Source organism: Arenimonas caeni (genome assembly GCF_003024235.1).
Taxonomy (GTDB): domain Bacteria; phylum Pseudomonadota; class Gammaproteobacteria; order Xanthomonadales; family Xanthomonadaceae; genus Arenimonas; species Arenimonas caeni.
Map to the genome: position 1 here is coordinate 26227 of NZ_KZ679093.1, position 17134 is coordinate 43360.

Sequence of the window (17134 nt, forward strand, 5' to 3'; positions counted from 1 at the left end):
CACTTGCATGCGCGGGGGCCGATATAATCGCGGGCCTCGTATCCACAGGGCCCCGGCCCGCCGTCAGGACTCCCCGTGCGCAACCACGATCTGGTTTTCCTCAAGCATTTCTCGATGGTCATCGCCTTCCTGGTGGCCCTGACGCTCGCGTTGATCCTGCTGGGCGTGTACATCAACAGCCAGCAGGAGCCGGAGCCGAACCCGGTCGCCGAAGCCGCCATGGCCCAGCGCGTGCGCCCGGTCGGCGCCGTCTACGCCGGCTCCACCGGTGCCGCCGCCCAGGCCGCCGCTGCCGCCCAGGCGGCCGCCGCCTCGGCCGGGCAGGTGGCCTACGACGGCACGCTCGACGGCAAGGTCATCTACGACGCGCTCTGCAGCGCCTGCCACACCTCGGGTGCAGCCGGCGCGCCGAAGCTGGTCAAGGCCGAGTGGACCGCCCGCATCGCCCAGGGCATGGACACCGTCAACCGCCACGCCATCGACGGCTTCACCGGCGCGGCCGGCGTGATGCCCGCCAAGGGCGGCAACCCGAACCTGAGCGACGAGCAGGTCGTGGCCACCGTGCAGTGGATGGTCGACAACCTGAAGTAAGCTTGGTCCCACGCCCTTGCTCAAGACGCCGCCTCCGGGCGGCGTCTTCGTTTCCGGAGAACCGAATGCGCCGTCCGCTCCTGCTCCTGCCCCTGGTCCTGGCCGCCTGCACGCAGCCGGCGGCCGATCCGTCCGGCGTCCTGCCCGCGGAAGGCGGCCTGGTCGCCATCGCGACGGTGCAGGGCAGCGGCCAGCGCAGTCCGCTGGAAGGCCGCCGGGTCACGGTCGAAGGCGTGGTGGTGGCGCCATTTGGCGGGCTCGGCGGCGTGTTCCTGCAGTCGCTTTCCCCGGATGCCGACCCGGCCACGTCCGAGGGCCTGTTCCTGCCCCGGGAGCGCGACGCCGAGCCCCGGCTCAAGGTGGGCGACACGGTGCGCGTTTCCGGCACCGTGCTCGAACAGGGCGACGACGGCGCCACGCTCACCGCCATCGAAGCCAGCCAGGTCGACCTGCTCGGCCGGGCCGAAGTGGCCCCGCTGTTGCTGGAAAGCGCGCCGCCCAGCCCCGGCGACTGGGAGCGCTACGAAGGCATGCTGGTCCGCATCGCCGTTCCGCTCACCGTCACCGGCAACGAAGACCTGTCCCGCTACGGCGAGCTGCGGGTGAGCTTCGGCGGCCGGCTGTACGCGCCCACCGAACTGGCGCCGCCGGGCCCGGCCGCCCAGGGCATCGCCGCCGAGAACGCGCGCCTGATGCTGCGCCTCGATGACGGCCGCACCACCCGCGACCCCGACAAGCTGTGGTTCCTGCCCGGCAAGCACCTGAACGACGACGCGCCGCTGCGCGTGGGCAGCGTGCTCAACGGCGTCACCGGCGTGCTCGAGCAGCGCTTCGGCAGCTACCGGCTGCAGCTCGCCGAGCCCATCGCCGGCATCGAACAGGCGCCGCGCCCGGCGCCGCCGCAGGTACCCGGCGACCGCCGGATCGCCGGCTTCAACATGCTCAACCTGTTCAACGGCGACGGCCGCGGCGGCGGTTTCCCGACCCCGCGCGGCGCCGCCACCGAGGCCGACTACCTGCGCCAGCAGGCCAAGCTGGTGGCCACCGTGCAGGCGATGGATCCGGACCTGGCCGCGCTGATGGAGATCGAGAACGACGGCTATGGCCCGGACTCCTCGATCGCGCGCTTCGTGGCCGCGCTCAACGCCGCCGGCCCGCACGACGACTGGGCCTTCGTCGACACCGGCAGCGGCCCGGGCGACAACCCGATCCGGGTCGGCATCCTCTACCGCGCCAGCCGCTTCACCCCGGTCGGCCGGCCGGCCACGCTGGCCGACGGCCCCTTCCGCGACCGCAGCCGGGTACCGCTGGCCCAGGCCTTCCGCGCCGGGCGCGGGCCGGTGTTCGTGGTGGTGGCCAACCACTTCAAGTCCAAGGGCGGCTGCGCCGAGGCCCAAAACGGCGACGCCGACCAGGACGACGGCCAGGCCTGCTTCAACGCCACCCGCGTCGAGTCGGCCCGCCTGCTGCACGCGTGGCTGGGCAAGGACCCCACCGGCACCCGCCCGGCCGGCCACCTGCTGATCGGCGACTTCAACGCCTACGCCCAGGAAGACCCGCTGCGCCTGCTGCGCAGCGAGGGCTGGCAGGACGCCTTCACGCGCATGAAGCTCGAGCGTCCCTATTCCTTCGTGTTCCAGGGCCAGTCCGGGCGGCTCGACCACGCCCTGCTCGACGCCGGCCTGGCCGAACGCCTGCGCGGAGCGGCGGAATGGCATGTTAACGCGGACGAAGCCGGCACGTTCGGCTATCAATCGGAGAAGTTCGGCCGGTCGCCCTGGCGCGCCTCCGACCACGACCCGCTGCTGCTGGGCCTCGACCTGGCCCGCTAGGGGATATCATCCGCGGATGGACGCCCTGCCCGCCTTCCCCACCGACTCCGGCCCGCTGCTGATTCCCGGCCCGGCCGGCCAGCTCGAGCTGATGGTGGACCTGCCCGAGGAAGGGCAGGAGCGCGCCGGCGTGGCCGTCATCTGCCACCCCAACCCGCCCGAGGGCGGCACCCTGCACAACAAGGTCGTCACCATGGCCGCGCGCGCGGTCAGCGAACTGGGCGTGGCGGCGGTGCGCTTCAACTTCCGCGGCGTCGGCAAGTCCGAGGGCAGCTGGGACGAAGGCCGCGGCGAAATCCTCGACCTGCTGGCCGTGGCCAACTGGGTGCGCAAGGTGCGCCCCGGCGACGACCTGTGGCTGGCCGGCTTTTCCTTCGGCTCCTGGGTCGCCCTGCAGGGCGCGCGCCAGCTGCCGGTGACGCAGATGATCTCGCTGGCGCCGCCGGTGGGCTTCCGCGACTTCTCCGGCGTGCAGCCGCCCACCTGCCCCTGGCTGGTGGTGATGCCCGACGCCGACGAGGTGGTGGATCCGCGCAAGGTCTACGACTGGATCGACACGCTCGAGCGCAAGCCGACGCTGGTGAAGATGCCCGACACCAGCCACTTCTTCCACCGGCGGCTGATGGACCTGCGCGGCGCGATCAAGAACGGCGTGCGCAAGCACCTGCCGCCGCCGCGCCATGGCTGAAGCCACGGCGGCCCGGCCGCCGTCGCAGGCCTATGCCGCCGGCGTGGCCGGCGGCCGCTGGCAGCACGACCCGGCCCAGCAACCGGCGCTGGCCGAACTCGACCGCATCCATCGCGAGCTGCTCGCGCGCAAGTCGACGCCCGCCTGGAAGCGCCTGTTCAGCCGCGGCCAGCGTGACGTGCGCGGCCTGTACCTGTGGGGCGGCGTCGGCCGCGGCAAGACCTTCCTCAACGACCTGCTCTTCGACCAGCTCGGCGATCTGCCGCGCCGACGCTGGCACTTCCACCGCTTCATGGTCGAGGTGCACGCGCGCATCCAGGCCCTGCCCGCCGACACCGCCGACACCGTGGCGGTGGTGGCCGACGCGCTGGCCGAGGAACTGCGGCTGCTGGTGCTCGACGAGTTCATCGTTTCCGACATCGCCGACGCGATGATCCTCGGGCGCCTGCTCGAGCGCCTGTTCGCGCGCGGCGTGGTGCTGGTCACCACCTCCAACACCGAGCCCAGGCACCTGTACCGGGACGGCCTGCAGCGCGCGCGCTTCCTGCCGGCGATCGCGCTGCTGGAAACGCACTGCGTGGTGCACTTCCTCGACAGCCCGCAGGACTACCGCCTGCGCCAGCTCACCCGCGCGGAAACCTATCTCACGCCGCTCGGCGCGGACGCCGAGCGCGGCCTGGCCGAGCACTTCGAACGCCTTGCCGCCGACTGCCCGCGCGAAGACGGGCCGCTGGTGGTCAACGGCCGGCCGATCGCGGTGCGGGCGCTGGCCGAAGGCATCGCCTGGTTCGATTTCGCGGCCCTGTGCGAAGGCCCGCGCGCCGCCGCCGACTACATCGAGATCGCCCGCGACTTCCACACCGTGCTGGTGTCGAACGTGCCGGTGCTCGACGTGACCGCCGACAACGCCGCGCGCCGCTTCGTGCACCTGGTGGACGAGCTCTACGACCGCAACGTGAACCTGCTGCTCAGCGCCGCCGCCGAGCCGGTGTGGCTCTACGCCGGCGACAAGCTGCGCCAGGACTTCGAACGCACCGCCTCGCGCCTGATCGAGATGCGCAGCGCCGAATACCTGGCCCGCGAACACCGGCCCTGAGCCGGGCCGGCGGGTTCAGCGGCACATCGCGTCGATGAAACCGTCGCCGTCGTCGTCGCGGTCGCCGACCGTGGTGACGTCGCAGTCCTCGTCGTTGCCCTGGGCGTCGCAGATCTCGGTGCGGCCGGGATTGCGGTCGGGGTCGGCATCGTCGCAGTCGTCGCCGCCGCAGGCGATGGCGGCATGGCCGTCGCGATCGGCGTCGGGCACGTCGCAGACACCGACGCGGCAGCGGTCTTCCTGCTCCAGGCAGTTCTCACCATCGCGGCAGGGCGGGCTGCCGGCCACGCAGCCGCGGCGGTCGGCGTTGGCCGCCTGCGGCGCGCAGCGCTCGGCGCCGTTGCAGAACACGCCGTCGCTGCACTGGCTGTCGCGGGTGCACTTGTCCTGGCCGGCGATGCGCACCACCGGGGCGCGGTCGCCGCTGTCGCCGCTGCCCACGCGCACGCGCACGGGATCCTGGGCGACAGCGGCGCCCGCGAAGGAGGCAAGCACGAACGCGACGGCGAAGAAATGGCGGCTCATGGACAAGTCCCCAGGCTGGGATTGCGGGCGCGGTCGGCGTCGTCGCAATCGCGGTCGTTGAGCGAAAGATTGGAGAGCGCCTGGCCCACCGGGCAGGTGGCCACCGGATAGCGGGCATCGCCGAAGCCGTCGCCGTCCTGGTCGCGCCAGACGGTCCAGGTCACGCCCTCGTCCACCTCGCCGTCGCAGTTGTCGTCCTTGAAGTTGCACACCTCCACCTGGTTGGGGTGCACGCTGCGGTCGCGGTCGTCGCAGTCGGCCGGCTGTCGGCGGTAGTCGCGCCGGTTCTGCGGCACCACCGCGGGCGGACGCCGCGCGGCCTCGGCCTCGCGCTCGGCCTGCAGGCGCAGCTTGCGCAACTGCTCGTAGTCCATGCCGCCGCGCACGCCGAGCTGGCGCTGGAAGTTCCCGGCGGGTTGCACCACGCCGGTGGCGGGCACACGGACCTTCGAGGCGACCTCGGGTCGCAGCGTCCGTGGCGTGGAAGGTGGCGGAGCCTGGTTGCCTGGCTTGGATTCCTGGGCCGGCGTGGCGGCGCCGAGACAGGACAAGGTTGCGGCCAGGACGAGCGCGGACAGTCTCATGGCATTCCCCTGCGAAGGCGGGCGACGCGGCCGGGGCCGCGCCTGGCTGCATGCTAGCATCGGCCAACGCCTCGAAGGGGATCCGAAATGCGCCGCTTGCTGCTGGTTTCAGCCCTCGCCGCCGCGCTCTGCGGCCCCGCCTTCGCCCAGGCGCCCGATGCCGGGGCGCTGGCGGCCGCCGTCGATGCCGACGTGCTGGCCTGGCGCCGCGACATCCACCAGAACCCGGAGCTGGGCAACCGCGAGGTGCGCACCTCGGCCCTGGTGGCCGGGCACCTGAGGGCATTGGGTTTCGAGGACGTGCGCACCGGCATCGCCACCACCGGCGTCACCGCCGTGCTGCGCGGCGGCAAGCCCGGCCCGCGCATCGCCCTGCGCGCCGACATGGACGCACTGCCGGTGACCGAACGCACCGGCCTGCCCTTCGCCTCGAAGGCCACGGCCGAGTTCCGCGGCGAAACCGTCGGCGTGATGCACGCCTGCGGCCACGATGCCCACACCGCCATCCTGATGGGCGTGGCGCAGGCGCTTTCGACGGTCCGCGAGGACCTGTCCGGCGAGATCCTCTTCATCTTCCAGCCGGCCGAGGAAGGCCCGCCGGACGGCGAGGAAGGCGGCGCGGAGGAAATGCTCAGGCAGGGCATCTTCGAGCGCTTCAAGCCCGAGGCGGTGTTCGGCCTGCACGTGTTCAGCACGCTCAACGCCGGCACGGTGGGTTACCGCAGCGGGCCGCTGATGGCGGCGTCGGACCGCTTCAACATCGTCATCAAGGGCCGGCAGACGCACGGCTCGCGGCCCTGGGGCGGCGTCGACCCGATCGTCGCCGCGGCCGACGTCATCGGCACGGCGCAGACCATCGTCAGCCGGCGCCAGAATATTTCGAAGCAGCCGGTGGTGGTGAGCTTCGGCGCCATCAAGGGCGGCATCCGCTACAACATCATCCCGGACGAAGTGGAGCTGGTGGGCACCATCCGCACCTTCGACGAGGGCATGCGCCAGCAGGTCTTCGCCGACCTCAGGAACGTGGCCGAGAAGGTCGCCGCCGCCCACGGTGCCACCACCGTCGCCCAGGTGCCCGATACCAAGGGCAACCCGGTGACGGTGAACCACCCGGCGCTGACCGCGCGCATGGTGCCCAGCCTCGAGAAGGCCGTCGGCGCCGCCAACGTGGTGGAGATGGACCTGAACATGGGCGCCGAGGACTTCAGCTACTACGCCCGCGAAGTGCCCGGCTTCTTTTTCTTCGTCGGCGCCACCCCGCCCGGACAGGACCCGCTCAAGGCCCCGTCCAACCACTCGCCCGAGTTCTTCCTCGACGAGCAGGCCCTGAAGGTGGGCACCCGCGCCATGCTCCAGGTCGCCCTCGACTACCTCCACGAGATCGACTGACCCCATTTTCTGTTTGACCTGGCGTGGGGGAGCACACTATCTTGGGGTCGTCGGTCCCGGGTGCCACAAGCACTTGGGTTAATAGGGAAGCCGGTGGGAATCCGGCACTGCCCCGCAGCGGTATGTGGAAACGACCGCCGTCATGAGCACTGGGACCCCGGGTCCCGGGAAGCGACGGCCAGTAGGAGAGGCGCCCGCGCCTCGCGTCCACGAGTCCGAAGACCTGCCGACAGCCGCGCGCATGCACGCCGCGCGGTGACCGGCCCATGGGTCTCCGGGGGGAGACGGCGCCGGTGTCGTGGCGCCGCGTCCCGCCGGCTGCGACACCCGTTCTGCATCCTCCCGTAGTCCCGACGCCCGCGGGGGCGTGGTCGCGAGGGCGCATCGCGCCGTCGTCCCGTTCCCGTGCGCCGCCTTCCGAGGGAGGGGCGGCGGCCGTGCGCCATGCACCGGAGAACGCCATGAACCAGGAAAGCCCCGTCGCCGTCGCCGCCGAGGACGACGCGCCGCAGTTCGCCCTCACCCCGCCCGCGCACGCCTCGGGCATGACCGTCACCAAGCGCAACGGCCGCCGCGAGCCGGTGGACCTCAACAAGATCCTGCGTGCCGTGCAGCGCCACTGCGACGGCCTGCACGCGGTGGACCCGATGCGCGTGGCCACGCGCACCATCTCGGGCCTGTACGACGGCGCCAGCACCCGCGAGCTCGACGAGCTCTCGATCCGCACCGCCGCCCTGCTCACCGCCGAGGAGCCCGAGTACGGGCGGCTGGCCGCGCGCCTGCTGGCCGAGTGCATCGGCAAGGAAGTGGCGGGCCAGGAGATCCACGCGTTCTCGCAGTCGGTGGCCCGCGGGCATGAGCTGGGCCTGGTCGGCGACCGCCTGCTGGGCTTCGTGCAGGCGAACGCCCGCAAGCTCAACGACGCCCTCGACGCGTCGCTCGACCGCCGCTTCGACTACTTCGGCCTGCGCACGCTCTACGACCGCTACCTGCTGCGCCATCCCACCGCGCGCACCGTCATCGAGACCCCGCAGCAGTTCTTCCTGCGCATCGCCTGCGCGCTCAGCGAGGACGTCCCCGGGGCGCTGGCGCTGTACCGGCGCATGGCCTGCCTGGACTACCTGCCCAGCTCGCCCACCCTGTTCAACGCCGGCACCACCCACGAGCAGCTCTCGAGCTGCTTCCTGCTCGACTCGCCCCAGGACACGCTCGAGTCGATCTACCGCAAGTACGCCGACGTGGCGATGCTGAGCAAGTTCAGCGGCGGCATCGGCGTGTCCTTCACCCGCGTGCGCTCGCGCGGCTCGCTGATCCGCAGCACCAACGGCCACTCCAACGGCATCGTGCCCTGGCTCAAGACGCTCGACGCCTCGGTGGCCGCGGTCAACCAGGGCGGGAAGCGCAAGGGCGCGGCCTGCGTCTACCTCGAGCCCTGGCACGCCGACATCGAGGAATTCCTCGAACTGCGCGACAACACCGGCGACGAGGCGCGACGCACCCACAACCTCAACTTCGCGCACTGGGTGCCGGACCTTTTCATGCGGCGGGTGGAAGCCGACGGCCCGTGGTCGCTGTTCGACCCGAAGGCCGTGCCGCAGTTCACCGACCTGTACGGCAACGCCTTCGAGGTCGCCTACGAACAGGCAGAGGCCGCCGGGCGCGCGGTGAAGACGATCCGGGCGCGCGACCTGTACGCGCGGATGATGCGAACGCTGGCCCAGACCGGCAACGGCTGGATGACCTTCAAGGACAAGTGCAACCGCGCCAGCAACCAGACCGCCCGGCCCGGCAACGTCATCCACCTGTCGAACCTGTGCACCGAGATCCTCGAGGTCACCTCCGACGAGGAGACCGCGGTGTGCAACCTGGGCTCGATCAACCTCGGCCAGCACCTGGGCGAAGACGGCTTCGACTTCGAAAAGCTCGCCGAGACCGTGCGGCTGGCGGTGCGCCAGCTCGACCGGGTGATCGACCTGAATTTCTATCCGATCGAAACCGCCCGTCGCGGCAACCTGCGCTGGCGGCCGGTGGGGCTGGGCTGCATGGGCCTGCAGGACGTGTTCTTCCGCCTGCGTCTGCCCTTCGACGCGCCCGAGGCGCGCGCGCTTTCGGCGCGCATCGCCGAGGAGATCTATTTCCACGCGCTCGAGGCGAGCTGCGAACTGGCGCAGGAGCGCGGCCGGCACCCGAACTTCGAGGAAACCCGCGCCGCGCGCGGCGAACTGCAGTTCGAGGCCTGGGGCGTCCAGCCGGCCGACCCGGCGCGCTGGGAAGCGCTGCGCCAGCGCATCATGGCGCACGGCCTGCGCAATTCGCTGCTGGTGGCCATCGCGCCCACCGCCACCATCGCCTCGATCGCCGGCTGCTACGAGTGCATCGAACCGCAGGTGAGCAACCTGTTCAAGCGCGAGACGCTGTCGGGCGACTTCCTGCAGGTGAACCGGTACCTGGTCGGCGAGCTCAAGCAGCTGGGCCTGTGGACGCCGGAACTGCGCGACCGCATCAAGCTGGCCGAGGGTTCGGTGCAGGGCATCACCGGGATCCCGGCGCCGCTGCGGGCCGTGTACCGCACCGTCTGGGAGATCCCGATGCGCTCGCTGATCGACATGGCGGCCGGTCGCGGCGCCTTCATCGACCAGAGCCAGTCGCTGAACCTGTTCATGGAGAGTCCGAACATCGGCGCGCTTTCGTCCATGTACATGCACGCCTGGAAGCAGGGCCTGAAGACCACCTACTACCTGCGCTCCCGCCCCGCCACCCGCATCGCCAAGGCCACCGTCGACGCGTCGGCCGCCGTGGCCTGCTCGCTCGAGAACCCCGAAACCTGCGAGGCCTGCCAGTAATGGACACCACGAAACTGCTCGACCCCGGGTTCAACCTGACGCTGCGGCCGATGCGTTACCCGAAGTTCTACGAGATGTACCGCGATGCCATCCGCAACACCTGGACGGTGGAGGAGGTGGACTTCTCGCTCGACACCAACGACCTGGCCAACAAGATCGGCCCGGCCGAACGGCACCTGGTGGAGCGGCTGGTGGCGTTCTTCGCCACCGGCGATTCGATCGTCGCCAACAACCTGGTGCTCAACCTCTACCAGCACATCAATGCCCCGGAGGCGCGGCTGTTCCTTTCCCGCCAGCTCTACGAGGAGGCGCTGCACGTGCAGTTCTACCTCACCCTGCTCGACACCTACCTGCCCGAGCCGGCCGCGCGCGCCAGGGCCTTCGCGGCGATCGAGAACATCCCCTCGATCCGCAAGAAGGCCGAGTTCTGCTTCCGGTGGATGGACAGCGTGCAGGAACTGCAGCGGCTCGAGACGCCGGCGCAGCGACGGCGTTTCCTGCTCAACCTGGTGTGTTTCGCCGCCTGCATCGAGGGGCTGTTCTTCTTCGGCGCCTTCGCCTACGTCTACTACCTGCGCTCGCGCGGCCTGCTCCATGGCCTGGCCGGCGGCACCAACTGGGTGTTCCGCGACGAGAGCGGGCACATGGCCTTCGCCTTCGAGGTCATCCGCACGGTGCGCGAGGAGGAGCCCGGGCTCTTCGACGACGAGCTTAAGGCCGACGTGGTGAAGATGCTCGAGGAGGCCGTCGACTGCGAGCAGGCCTTCGCCGAGGACGTGCTCAGCGGCGGCGTGGCCGGCCTGTCCCCCCGCGACATGCGCCAGTACCTGGAATACGTGGCCGACCAGCGCCTGGCCCAGCTCGGCCTGCCCAAGCGCTTCGGCGCCCGCAACCCCTTCCCGTTCATGGATCTGCAGGACGTGCAGGAGCTGGCCAACTTCTTCGAACGCCGGGTTTCGGCCTACCAGGTCGGCATCCAGGGCGAAGTCGCCTTCGACGCCACCTTCTAGGGAAAATGGGGTCAGGGCACATACTTGTCTTGAACAAATATGTGCTCGGACCCCATTTTTGGAGTGACCGCTCGGGGGCAGGCCGTAGAATGGCGGGCATGAGTTCCCCTGAAGCCAGCCAGCTCGGCAAGCCCACCGCCTACGGGTCGGATTACGACCCGGGCCTGTTGTTTCCCATTCCCCGCGCCCAGGCACGGGCCGCGCTCGGCCTGGGCGAGGACCTGCCCTTCGTCGGCGCGGATTTGTGGAACGCCTACGAACTGAGCTGGCTCGACGGCCGCGGCAAGCCGCGCGTGGCGCTGGCCGAGCTGCGGGTGCCGGCGGCCTCGCCGAACCTGGTCGAGTCCAAGAGCCTCAAGCTCTACCTCGGCAGCTACGCCATGGCCCGCTTCACCGACACCGACGCCCTGCGGGCCCAGCTGGTGGCCGACCTGAGCGCCGCCGCCGGCGCCCCGGTCAGCGTGGTGCTGACCCCGGCCGGGTCGAACAACGTGGCCCTGATCGAGAACCTCGAGGGCGACGTGATCGACGACCTGCCCATCGAGGTCAGCCACTACGGCCCGCCGCGCCCCGACTTCCTCTCGGCCGACCCGGAACTGAAGGCCGACGAAGTGCTGGTCTCGCACCTGCTCAGGTCCAACTGCCCGGTCACCGGCCAGCCGGACTGGGCCAGCGTGCAGATCCGCTACGCCGGCCCGCGCATCGCCCGCGACGGCCTGCTGCGCTACCTGGTGAGCTACCGCCAGCACAGCGACTTCCACGAAAGCTGCGTCGAGCGCATCTTCATGGACATCCTCGGCCGGTGCGCGCCGACCCGGCTGGCGGTGTACGCTCGCTACACCCGCCGCGGCGGCCTGGACATCAACCCGTTCCGGGCCACCCCGGGCCTGCCCTTGCCGGGCAACCCGCGCACCAACCGCCAGTAGCCGCCCGACCCGCCGGAGAGCCCATGCGCCCGAGCCTGCCCGCCGTCGCCCTGCTTTCGATCCTGCTGCTGGCCGCCTGCGGCGGCGAGCCGGCCCCGGACGCCACCGGCGGCACGCCGGCCGAAGCCGTCGAGGTTGCCGAGGAGGCCGCGCCCGAAGAGCCGCCCATGCCCAGCGGTGATTTCCGTGTGGTGGCGGTGGAGCTGGGCACCACGCTCGACGAGGACGGCCGCGTGGCCGCCCCGCGCGACGTGTTCGCACCGGGCGACACCATCCACGCCGCGGTCGTGGGCGTGGGCACCAGCCCGGGCCTGACCCTGTCGGCGCGCTGGCTGGCGGCCGACGGCACCGAGCTGGCCAAGGCCGGCCAGAGCCTGGCGCCCGAGGCGCCCACCGTCGCCACCTTCACGGTGTCCAAACCCGATGCCTGGCCCACCGGCGCCTACCGCGTCGAGGTGGCGATCAACGAACGGGTCGTCGAGACCCGCGCCTTCGAGGTGCGATAGCGCGCCGGCACCCCGGCGCGTCACGCGACGCGTCATGTCCAGGCACCCCTGCATCCAATGTGGCGCCTGCTGCGCCACCTTCCGCGTGTCCCTCCACTGGTCGGAAGCGCAGCCCGACAACCCCGACGGGCCGCCCGCCGAGATGGTGGTGCCGCTGCGACGGCACGAACTGGCCATGCGCGGCACCGAGGGCGCCAACCCGCGCTGCGTGGCCCTGCGCGGCACGGTGGGCGTGGACGGCCACTGCGGCATCTACCCCAATCGACCGAACGTCTGCCGGCAGGTGGAGCCGAGCTGGGAGTTCGGCCGCCACTGCCCGCAGTGCGACAAGGGCCGCATCGCCCACGGCCTGCCGCCGCTGACGCCGGAGGACTGGCCGCCGCCGCCCGTCGCGCCGACGGGCGAAGACCCTACGCACGCGCATTGAGCGTGCCGGGGCCGCGCTTTCCCCGGGGGGGCGCAGCGGCGACAATGCAGGGCTGATTCAACGAGAGCCCGACCATGTCCGATACGCCCAAGATCCTCTACACCCTCACCGACGAAGCGCCGTTCCTGGCCACGCAGTCGCTGCTGCCGATCGTGCAGGCCTTCGCGGGCGCCGCCGGCATCGCGGTCGAGACGCGCGACATCTCGCTGTCGGGCCGCATCCTGGCGCAGTTCCCCGAGCTGCTGGGTGGCAAGCGCATCAGCGACGACCTGGCCGAGCTGGGCGAGCTGGCGACCAAGCCCGAAGCCAACATCATTAAGCTGCCCAACATCAGCGCCTCGGTGCCGCAGCTCAAGGCGGCCATCAAGGAGCTGCAGGCCCAGGGCTACCCGCTGCCGGACTACCCGGAAGAGCCGAAGGACGCCGCCGAGAAGGACACCAAGGCCCGCTACGACCGCACCAAGGGCAGCGCGGTGAACCCGGTGCTGCGCGAGGGCAATTCCGACCGCCGCGCGCCGAACTCGGTGAAGGCCTACGCGCGCAAGCACCCGCACCGGATGGGCAAGTGGTCGGCCGATTCGAAGTCGCACGTGGCGCACATGGACGGCGGCGACTTCTACGGCAGCGAGAAGTCGCACACGCTGGCGGCCGACGGCAGCCTGCGCATCGAGCTGCACGGCAAGGACGGCAGCCACCGCGTGCTGCGCGAGTCGGTGAAGGTCAAGGCCGGCGAGATCGTCGACGCGGCGGTGATGAGCCAGCGCCAGCTGGCGGCCTTCGTCGCCGCGCAGATCGAGGACGCGCGCGCCAAGGGCGTGCTGTTCTCGCTGCACCTCAAGGCCACGATGATGAAGGTCTCCGATCCGATCATGTTCGGCGTGGCCGTGCGCGAGTTCTACAAGGACGTGCTTGAGAAGCACGCCGACGCGCTCGGGCAGATCGGCTTCGACGCCAACAACGGCATCGGCGACCTGTACGCGCGCCTGGGCAACCTGCCCGAGGCGACGCAGGCGGCGATCAAGGCCGACATCGAGGCGCTGTACGCCACCCGCCCGGGCCTGGCGATGGTGAACTCGGACAAGGGCATCACCAACCTGCACGTGCCCAGCGACGTGATCGTCGACGCCTCGATGCCGGCGATGATCCGCGACTCGGGCCGCATGTGGAACGCCGCCGGCGAGCTGCAGGACACCAAGGCCGTCATCCCCGACCGCTGCTACGCCGGCATCTACCAGGTCGTGATCGACGACTGCCGCGCCCACGGCGCCTTCGACCCGGCCACCATGGGCAGCGTGCCCAACGTCGGCCTGATGGCGCAGAAGGCCGAGGAGTACGGCTCGCACGACAAGACCTTCCAGGTGCCGGCCGACGGCACCGTGCGCGTGGTGGCGGCCGACGGCAGCGTGGTGTTCGAGCACGCGGTCGAGGCCGGCGACATCTGGCGCATGTGCCAGACCAAGGACGCGCCGGTGCAGGACTGGGTGAAGCTGGCGGTCGACCGCGCCAAGCTCAGCGCCACCCCGGCGGTGTTCTGGCTCGACCAGGCGCGCGCCCACGACGCGCAGCTCATCGCCAAGGTCGAGCGTTACCTCAAGGACTACGACACCTCGGGGCTGGACATCCGCGTCCTGCCGCCGGTGGAGGCCATGAAGCTGTCGCTGCAGCGCATCCGCGCCGGCCTCGACACCATCTCGGTCACCGGCAACGTGCTGCGCGACTACCTCACCGACCTGTTCCCGATCATGGAGCTGGGCACCAGCGCCAAGATGCTGTCGATCGTGCCGCTGATGGCCGGCGGCGGCCTGTTCGAGACCGGCGCCGGCGGTTCGGCGCCCAAGCACGTGCAGCAGTTCACCGCCGAGAACTACCTGCGCTGGGATTCGCTGGGTGAGTTCCTGGCCCTGGCCGCCTCGCTCGAGCACGTCAGCCAGCGTTGGATCAATTCCTCGGCGCCGGTGCTGGCCAAGGCGCTCGACGCCGCCAATGCCCGCATCCTCGACGAGGACCGCGGTCCCTCGCGCAAGGTCGGCGGCATCGATAACCGCGGCAGCCACTTCTACCTGGCGCTGTACTGGGCCCAGGCCCTGGCCGCGCAGGACGAGGACGCCGCCCTGAAGGCGAAGTTCGCGCCGCTGGCCAAGGCCCTGGCCGACAACGAGCAGAAGATCGTCGCCGAACTGCTGGCCGTGCAGGGCCAGCCGGTCGACATCGGCGGCTACTACCGCCCCGACCTCGCCAAGGTTTCGGCGGCCATGCGCCCCAGTGCCACCTTCAACGCGGCGCTGGCTGCGTTGTAAGAGCAGTTTTTGCCTCGGATCAACACGGATAGACACGGATAGGGCAAAAGCGAGGCCGCAAAGGGGACAGGTACATTTTCCGCAGGAAAATGTACCTGTCCCCAAAATGAAAAACCCCGCCCGGTCGCGAGACCGGGCGGGGTTTTCATTTGCGCGGATCAGCCGTGCAGGTCGAAGCGGTCGGCCTCCATCACCTTGGTCCAGGCGGCCACGAAGTCATTGACGAACTTCTCCTGGCTGTCGGACTCGGCATAGACCTCGGCGATGGCGCGCAGCTGCGAGTTCGAGCCGAACACCAGGTCCACCACCGTACCGGTCCACTTCACGGCGCCGGTCTTGCGGTCGCGGCCCTCGAGCACGTTCTCGTCGGCGGCCGAACGGCTCCACTTCGTGCCCATGTCGAGCAGGTTGGTGAAGAAGTCGGTGCTGAGCACGCCCGGGCGGTCGGTGAACACGCCGTGCTTGCTGCCGCCGTAGTTGGCGCCTAGGGCGCGCAGGCCGCCGACCAGCACGGTCATTTCCGGCGCGGTCAGGGTGAGCAGCGCGGCCTTGTCGACCAGGCGCTCGGCCAGCGAACCCTTGAAGCCCGCCGCGGCGTAGTTGCGGAAGCCGTCGATGCGCGGCTCCAGCGGCGCGAAGGACGCGGCATCGGTCTGCTCGGCGCTGGCGTCGGTGCGGCCCGGGTGGAAGGGCACGGTGACGTTGACGCCCGCCTTCTTCGCGGCGTCCTCGACCGCGGCATTGCCGGCGATGACGATCAGGTCGGCCAGCGACACCTTCTTGCCGCCGGAGGCGGAGGCGTTGAAGTCCTTCTGGATGCCTTCGAGCTTGGCGAGCACCTTGGCCAGCTGCGCCGGCTGGTTGGCTTCCCAGTCCTTCTGCGGGGCCAGGCGGATGCGCGCGCCGTTGGCGCCGCCGCGCTTGTCGCTGCCGCGGAAGGTCGAGGCCGAGGACCAGGCGGTGTACACCAGCTCCTGGGTGCCCAGGCCCGAGGCCAGCACCTTGGCCTTGAGCGCGGCCACGTCGTTGGCGTCCACCAGCGGGTGGTCGACTTCCGGCACCGGGTCCTGCCAGATCAGCACTTCCTTGGGCACCAGCTTGCCCAGGTAGCGCGAGCGCGGGCCCATGTCGCGGTGGGTCAGCTTGAACCAGGCGCGGGCCCAGGCGTCGGCGAACTCCTGCGGGTTTTCGTGGAAGCGGCGCGAGATCTTCTCGTAGGCCGGGTCCATGCGCATGGCCATGTCCGCGGTGGTCATCATGATGGTGACCTTCTTGGACGGATCATGCGCCGACGGCGCGTGGTGCTCGGGCTTGAGGTCCTTCGGGTGCCACTGCCAGGCGCCGGCGGGGCTCTTGGCCAGCTCCCACTCGTAGCCGAACAGCACGTCGAAGTAGCCGGTGTCCCACTGCACCGGGTTCGGGGTCCAGGAACCCTCGATGCCGCTGGTGATGGTGTCGTTGCCCTTGCCCGAGCCGTACTTGCTGATCCAGCCCAGGCCCTGCTCGGCGATGTCGGCGGCTTCCGGCTCGGCGCCGACGTTGGCGGCGTCACCGGCGCCGTGCGCCTTGCCGAAGGTGTGGCCGCCGGCGGTGAGCGCGACGGTCTCTTCGTCATCCATGGCCATGCGCGCGAAGGTCTCGCGGATGTCCTTGGCCGAGGCCAGCGGGTCGGGCTTGCCGTCCGGGCCTTCCGGGTTCACGTAGATCAGGCCCATCTGCACGGCGGCCAGCGGGTTGGCCAGGTCGCGTTCGCCGCTGTAGCGGCTGTTGGGCTTGTCGCTGGTGGCCAGCCACTCGGACTCCGGGCCCCAGTTGACGATGTTCGGCTCCCAGACGTCGGCGCGGCCGCCGGCGAAACCGAAGGTCTTGAAGCCCATCGACTCGAGCGCGGCATTGCCGGCGAGCACGAGCAGGTCGGCCCAGCTGAGCTTCTTGCCGTACTTCTTCTTGATCGGCCAGAGCAGGCGGCGGGCCTTGTCGAGGTTGCCGTTGTCGGGCCAGCTGTTGAGCGGGGCGAAGCGCTGGTCACCGGTGCCGGCGCCGCCGCGGCCGTCGGAGATGCGGTAGGTGCCGGCGGCGTGCCAGGCCATGCGGATCATCAGGCCACCGTAGTTGCCGTAGTCGGCCGGCCACCAGTCCTGCGAGTCGGTCATCAGCGCCTTGAGGTCGGCCATGACCGCGTCGAGGTCGAGCTTCTTGAATTCCTTGCGGTAGTCGAAGTCGGCACCCAGCGGGTTGACCTTGTTCGAATGCACGGTGAGCGGGGACAGGTCGAGCTGGTTCGGCCACCAGTCGAGGTTGCGCGGGCCCTTGCCCATGCCGATGTGGTGGACGGGGCATTTGGCATCGTTGGACATGGTGCTCTCCTTACGGGTGGTCAGGACTGGGGTGTCTTCACATCTTGGACCCCACCCCTGTTC

14 protein-coding genes and 1 riboswitch are annotated in these 17134 nt (G+C 70.4%); of the genes, 11 read left to right on the plus strand and 3 right to left on the minus strand.

Going from position 1 to position 17134, the window contains the following annotated elements; genetic code table 11:
• Window positions 1-75 precede the first annotated feature (75 nt).
• From C6N40_RS09970 to zapE, 4 genes are all read left to right on the plus strand, one after another.
• Window positions 76-591 carry a c-type cytochrome gene (locus C6N40_RS09970; protein ID WP_106990879.1) on the plus strand — a complete coding sequence of 172 codons (516 nt, stop codon included), beginning with the start codon at window positions 76-78 and terminating at the stop codon, window positions 589-591.
• A gap of 65 nt (window positions 592-656) precedes the next feature.
• Window positions 657-2423, plus strand: coding sequence for an ExeM/NucH family extracellular endonuclease (locus C6N40_RS09975; RefSeq protein WP_106990880.1), 1767 nt, complete (start codon window positions 657-659; stop codon window positions 2421-2423).
• A 16-nt stretch (window positions 2424-2439) separates the two neighbouring features.
• Window positions 2440-3111, plus strand: a complete 672-nt coding sequence (locus C6N40_RS09980) for an alpha/beta hydrolase (protein ID WP_106990881.1) — start codon at window positions 2440-2442, stop codon at window positions 3109-3111.
• Window positions 3104-4207 (plus strand): cell division protein ZapE, encoded by a 1104-nt coding sequence (gene zapE, locus C6N40_RS09985; RefSeq protein ID WP_106990882.1) that lies wholly within the window; start codon window positions 3104-3106, stop codon window positions 4205-4207. Before C6N40_RS09980 ends, zapE begins: the two co-directional genes overlap by 8 nt.
• Window positions 4208-4222: 15 nt before the next feature.
• On the opposite strand, the gene C6N40_RS09990 is transcribed toward zapE, so the two are convergent.
• Both C6N40_RS09990 and C6N40_RS09995 read right to left on the minus strand, forming a co-directional pair.
• The gene (locus C6N40_RS09990; protein ID WP_106990883.1) at window positions 4223-4732 is read right to left on the minus strand and encodes a hypothetical protein; all 510 of its coding nucleotides are present in this window, start codon (window positions 4730-4732) and stop codon (window positions 4223-4225) included.
• On the minus strand, window positions 4729-5316 hold the full coding sequence (locus C6N40_RS09995; protein ID WP_162782187.1) for a putative metal-binding motif-containing protein: 588 nt from the start codon (window positions 5314-5316) through the stop codon (window positions 4729-4731). Before C6N40_RS09995 ends, C6N40_RS09990 begins: the two co-directional genes overlap by 4 nt.
• A gap of 87 nt (window positions 5317-5403) precedes the next feature.
• Here C6N40_RS09995 and C6N40_RS10000 point away from each other — a divergent pair, with 87 nt between their 5' ends.
• From C6N40_RS10000 to C6N40_RS10030, 7 genes are all read left to right on the plus strand, one after another.
• Window positions 5404-6705, plus strand: a complete 1302-nt coding sequence (locus C6N40_RS10000) for an amidohydrolase (protein WP_106990885.1) — start codon at window positions 5404-5406, stop codon at window positions 6703-6705.
• A 34-nt stretch (window positions 6706-6739) separates the two neighbouring features.
• A riboswitch (cobalamin riboswitch) is annotated at window positions 6740-6950 on the plus strand.
• 216 nt (window positions 6951-7166) lie between these two features.
• On the plus strand, window positions 7167-9548 hold the full coding sequence (locus tag C6N40_RS10005) for a ribonucleoside-diphosphate reductase subunit alpha (RefSeq protein WP_106990886.1): 2382 nt from the start codon (window positions 7167-7169) through the stop codon (window positions 9546-9548).
• Complete coding sequence (locus tag C6N40_RS10010) at window positions 9548-10558, plus strand: ribonucleotide-diphosphate reductase subunit beta (protein ID WP_106990887.1); 1011 nt, start codon at window positions 9548-9550, stop codon at window positions 10556-10558. Before C6N40_RS10005 ends, C6N40_RS10010 begins: the two co-directional genes overlap by 1 nt.
• Before the next feature lie 98 nt (window positions 10559-10656).
• Window positions 10657-11484, plus strand: coding sequence for an NADPH-dependent 7-cyano-7-deazaguanine reductase QueF (gene queF, locus C6N40_RS10015; RefSeq protein ID WP_106990888.1), 828 nt, complete (start codon window positions 10657-10659; stop codon window positions 11482-11484).
• Between the two features lie 23 nt (window positions 11485-11507).
• The gene (locus tag C6N40_RS10020) at window positions 11508-11990 is read left to right on the plus strand and encodes a hypothetical protein (protein WP_106990889.1); all 483 of its coding nucleotides are present in this window, start codon (window positions 11508-11510) and stop codon (window positions 11988-11990) included.
• A gap of 34 nt (window positions 11991-12024) precedes the next feature.
• The gene (locus C6N40_RS10025) at window positions 12025-12417 is read left to right on the plus strand and encodes a YkgJ family cysteine cluster protein (RefSeq protein WP_106990890.1); all 393 of its coding nucleotides are present in this window, start codon (window positions 12025-12027) and stop codon (window positions 12415-12417) included.
• Window positions 12418-12491: 74 nt separating this feature from the next.
• Entirely contained in the window at window positions 12492-14714 is a 2223-nt protein-coding gene (locus C6N40_RS10030) for an NADP-dependent isocitrate dehydrogenase (protein ID WP_106990891.1), read from the plus strand.
• A gap of 158 nt (window positions 14715-14872) precedes the next feature.
• Here the strand turns inward: C6N40_RS10030 and katG are convergent, their stop codons facing one another.
• On the minus strand, window positions 14873-17071 hold the full coding sequence (katG, locus tag C6N40_RS10035; RefSeq protein WP_106990892.1) for a catalase/peroxidase HPI: 2199 nt from the start codon (window positions 17069-17071) through the stop codon (window positions 14873-14875).
• Window positions 17072-17134: the final 63 nt, after the last annotated feature.

Excerpts from the sequence above, each read along its gene's own strand:
- C6N40_RS10030 (WP_106990891.1), top strand. The coding sequence starts at position 12,492 with ATGTCCGATACGCCCAAGATCCTCTACACCCTCACCGACGAAGCGCCG.
- katG (WP_106990892.1), bottom strand. The coding sequence starts at position 17,071 with ATGTCCAACGATGCCAAATGCCCCGTCCACCACATCGGCATGGGCAAG.
- C6N40_RS10020 (WP_106990889.1), top strand. The coding sequence starts at position 11,508 with ATGCGCCCGAGCCTGCCCGCCGTCGCCCTGCTTTCGATCCTGCTGCTG.
- C6N40_RS10000 (WP_106990885.1), top strand. The coding sequence starts at position 5,404 with ATGCGCCGCTTGCTGCTGGTTTCAGCCCTCGCCGCCGCGCTCTGCGGC.
- C6N40_RS10010 (WP_106990887.1), top strand. The coding sequence starts at position 9,548 with ATGGACACCACGAAACTGCTCGACCCCGGGTTCAACCTGACGCTGCGG.
- C6N40_RS09980 (WP_106990881.1), top strand. The coding sequence starts at position 2,440 with ATGGACGCCCTGCCCGCCTTCCCCACCGACTCCGGCCCGCTGCTGATT.
- C6N40_RS10005 (WP_106990886.1), top strand. The coding sequence starts at position 7,167 with ATGAACCAGGAAAGCCCCGTCGCCGTCGCCGCCGAGGACGACGCGCCG.
- C6N40_RS10025 (WP_106990890.1), top strand. The coding sequence starts at position 12,025 with ATGTCCAGGCACCCCTGCATCCAATGTGGCGCCTGCTGCGCCACCTTC.
- queF (WP_106990888.1), top strand. The coding sequence starts at position 10,657 with ATGAGTTCCCCTGAAGCCAGCCAGCTCGGCAAGCCCACCGCCTACGGG.
- zapE (WP_106990882.1), top strand. The coding sequence starts at position 3,104 with ATGGCTGAAGCCACGGCGGCCCGGCCGCCGTCGCAGGCCTATGCCGCC.
- C6N40_RS09975 (WP_106990880.1), top strand. The coding sequence starts at position 657 with ATGCGCCGTCCGCTCCTGCTCCTGCCCCTGGTCCTGGCCGCCTGCACG.
- C6N40_RS09990 (WP_106990883.1), bottom strand. The coding sequence starts at position 4,732 with ATGAGCCGCCATTTCTTCGCCGTCGCGTTCGTGCTTGCCTCCTTCGCG.
- C6N40_RS09995 (WP_162782187.1), bottom strand. The coding sequence starts at position 5,316 with ATGAGACTGTCCGCGCTCGTCCTGGCCGCAACCTTGTCCTGTCTCGGC.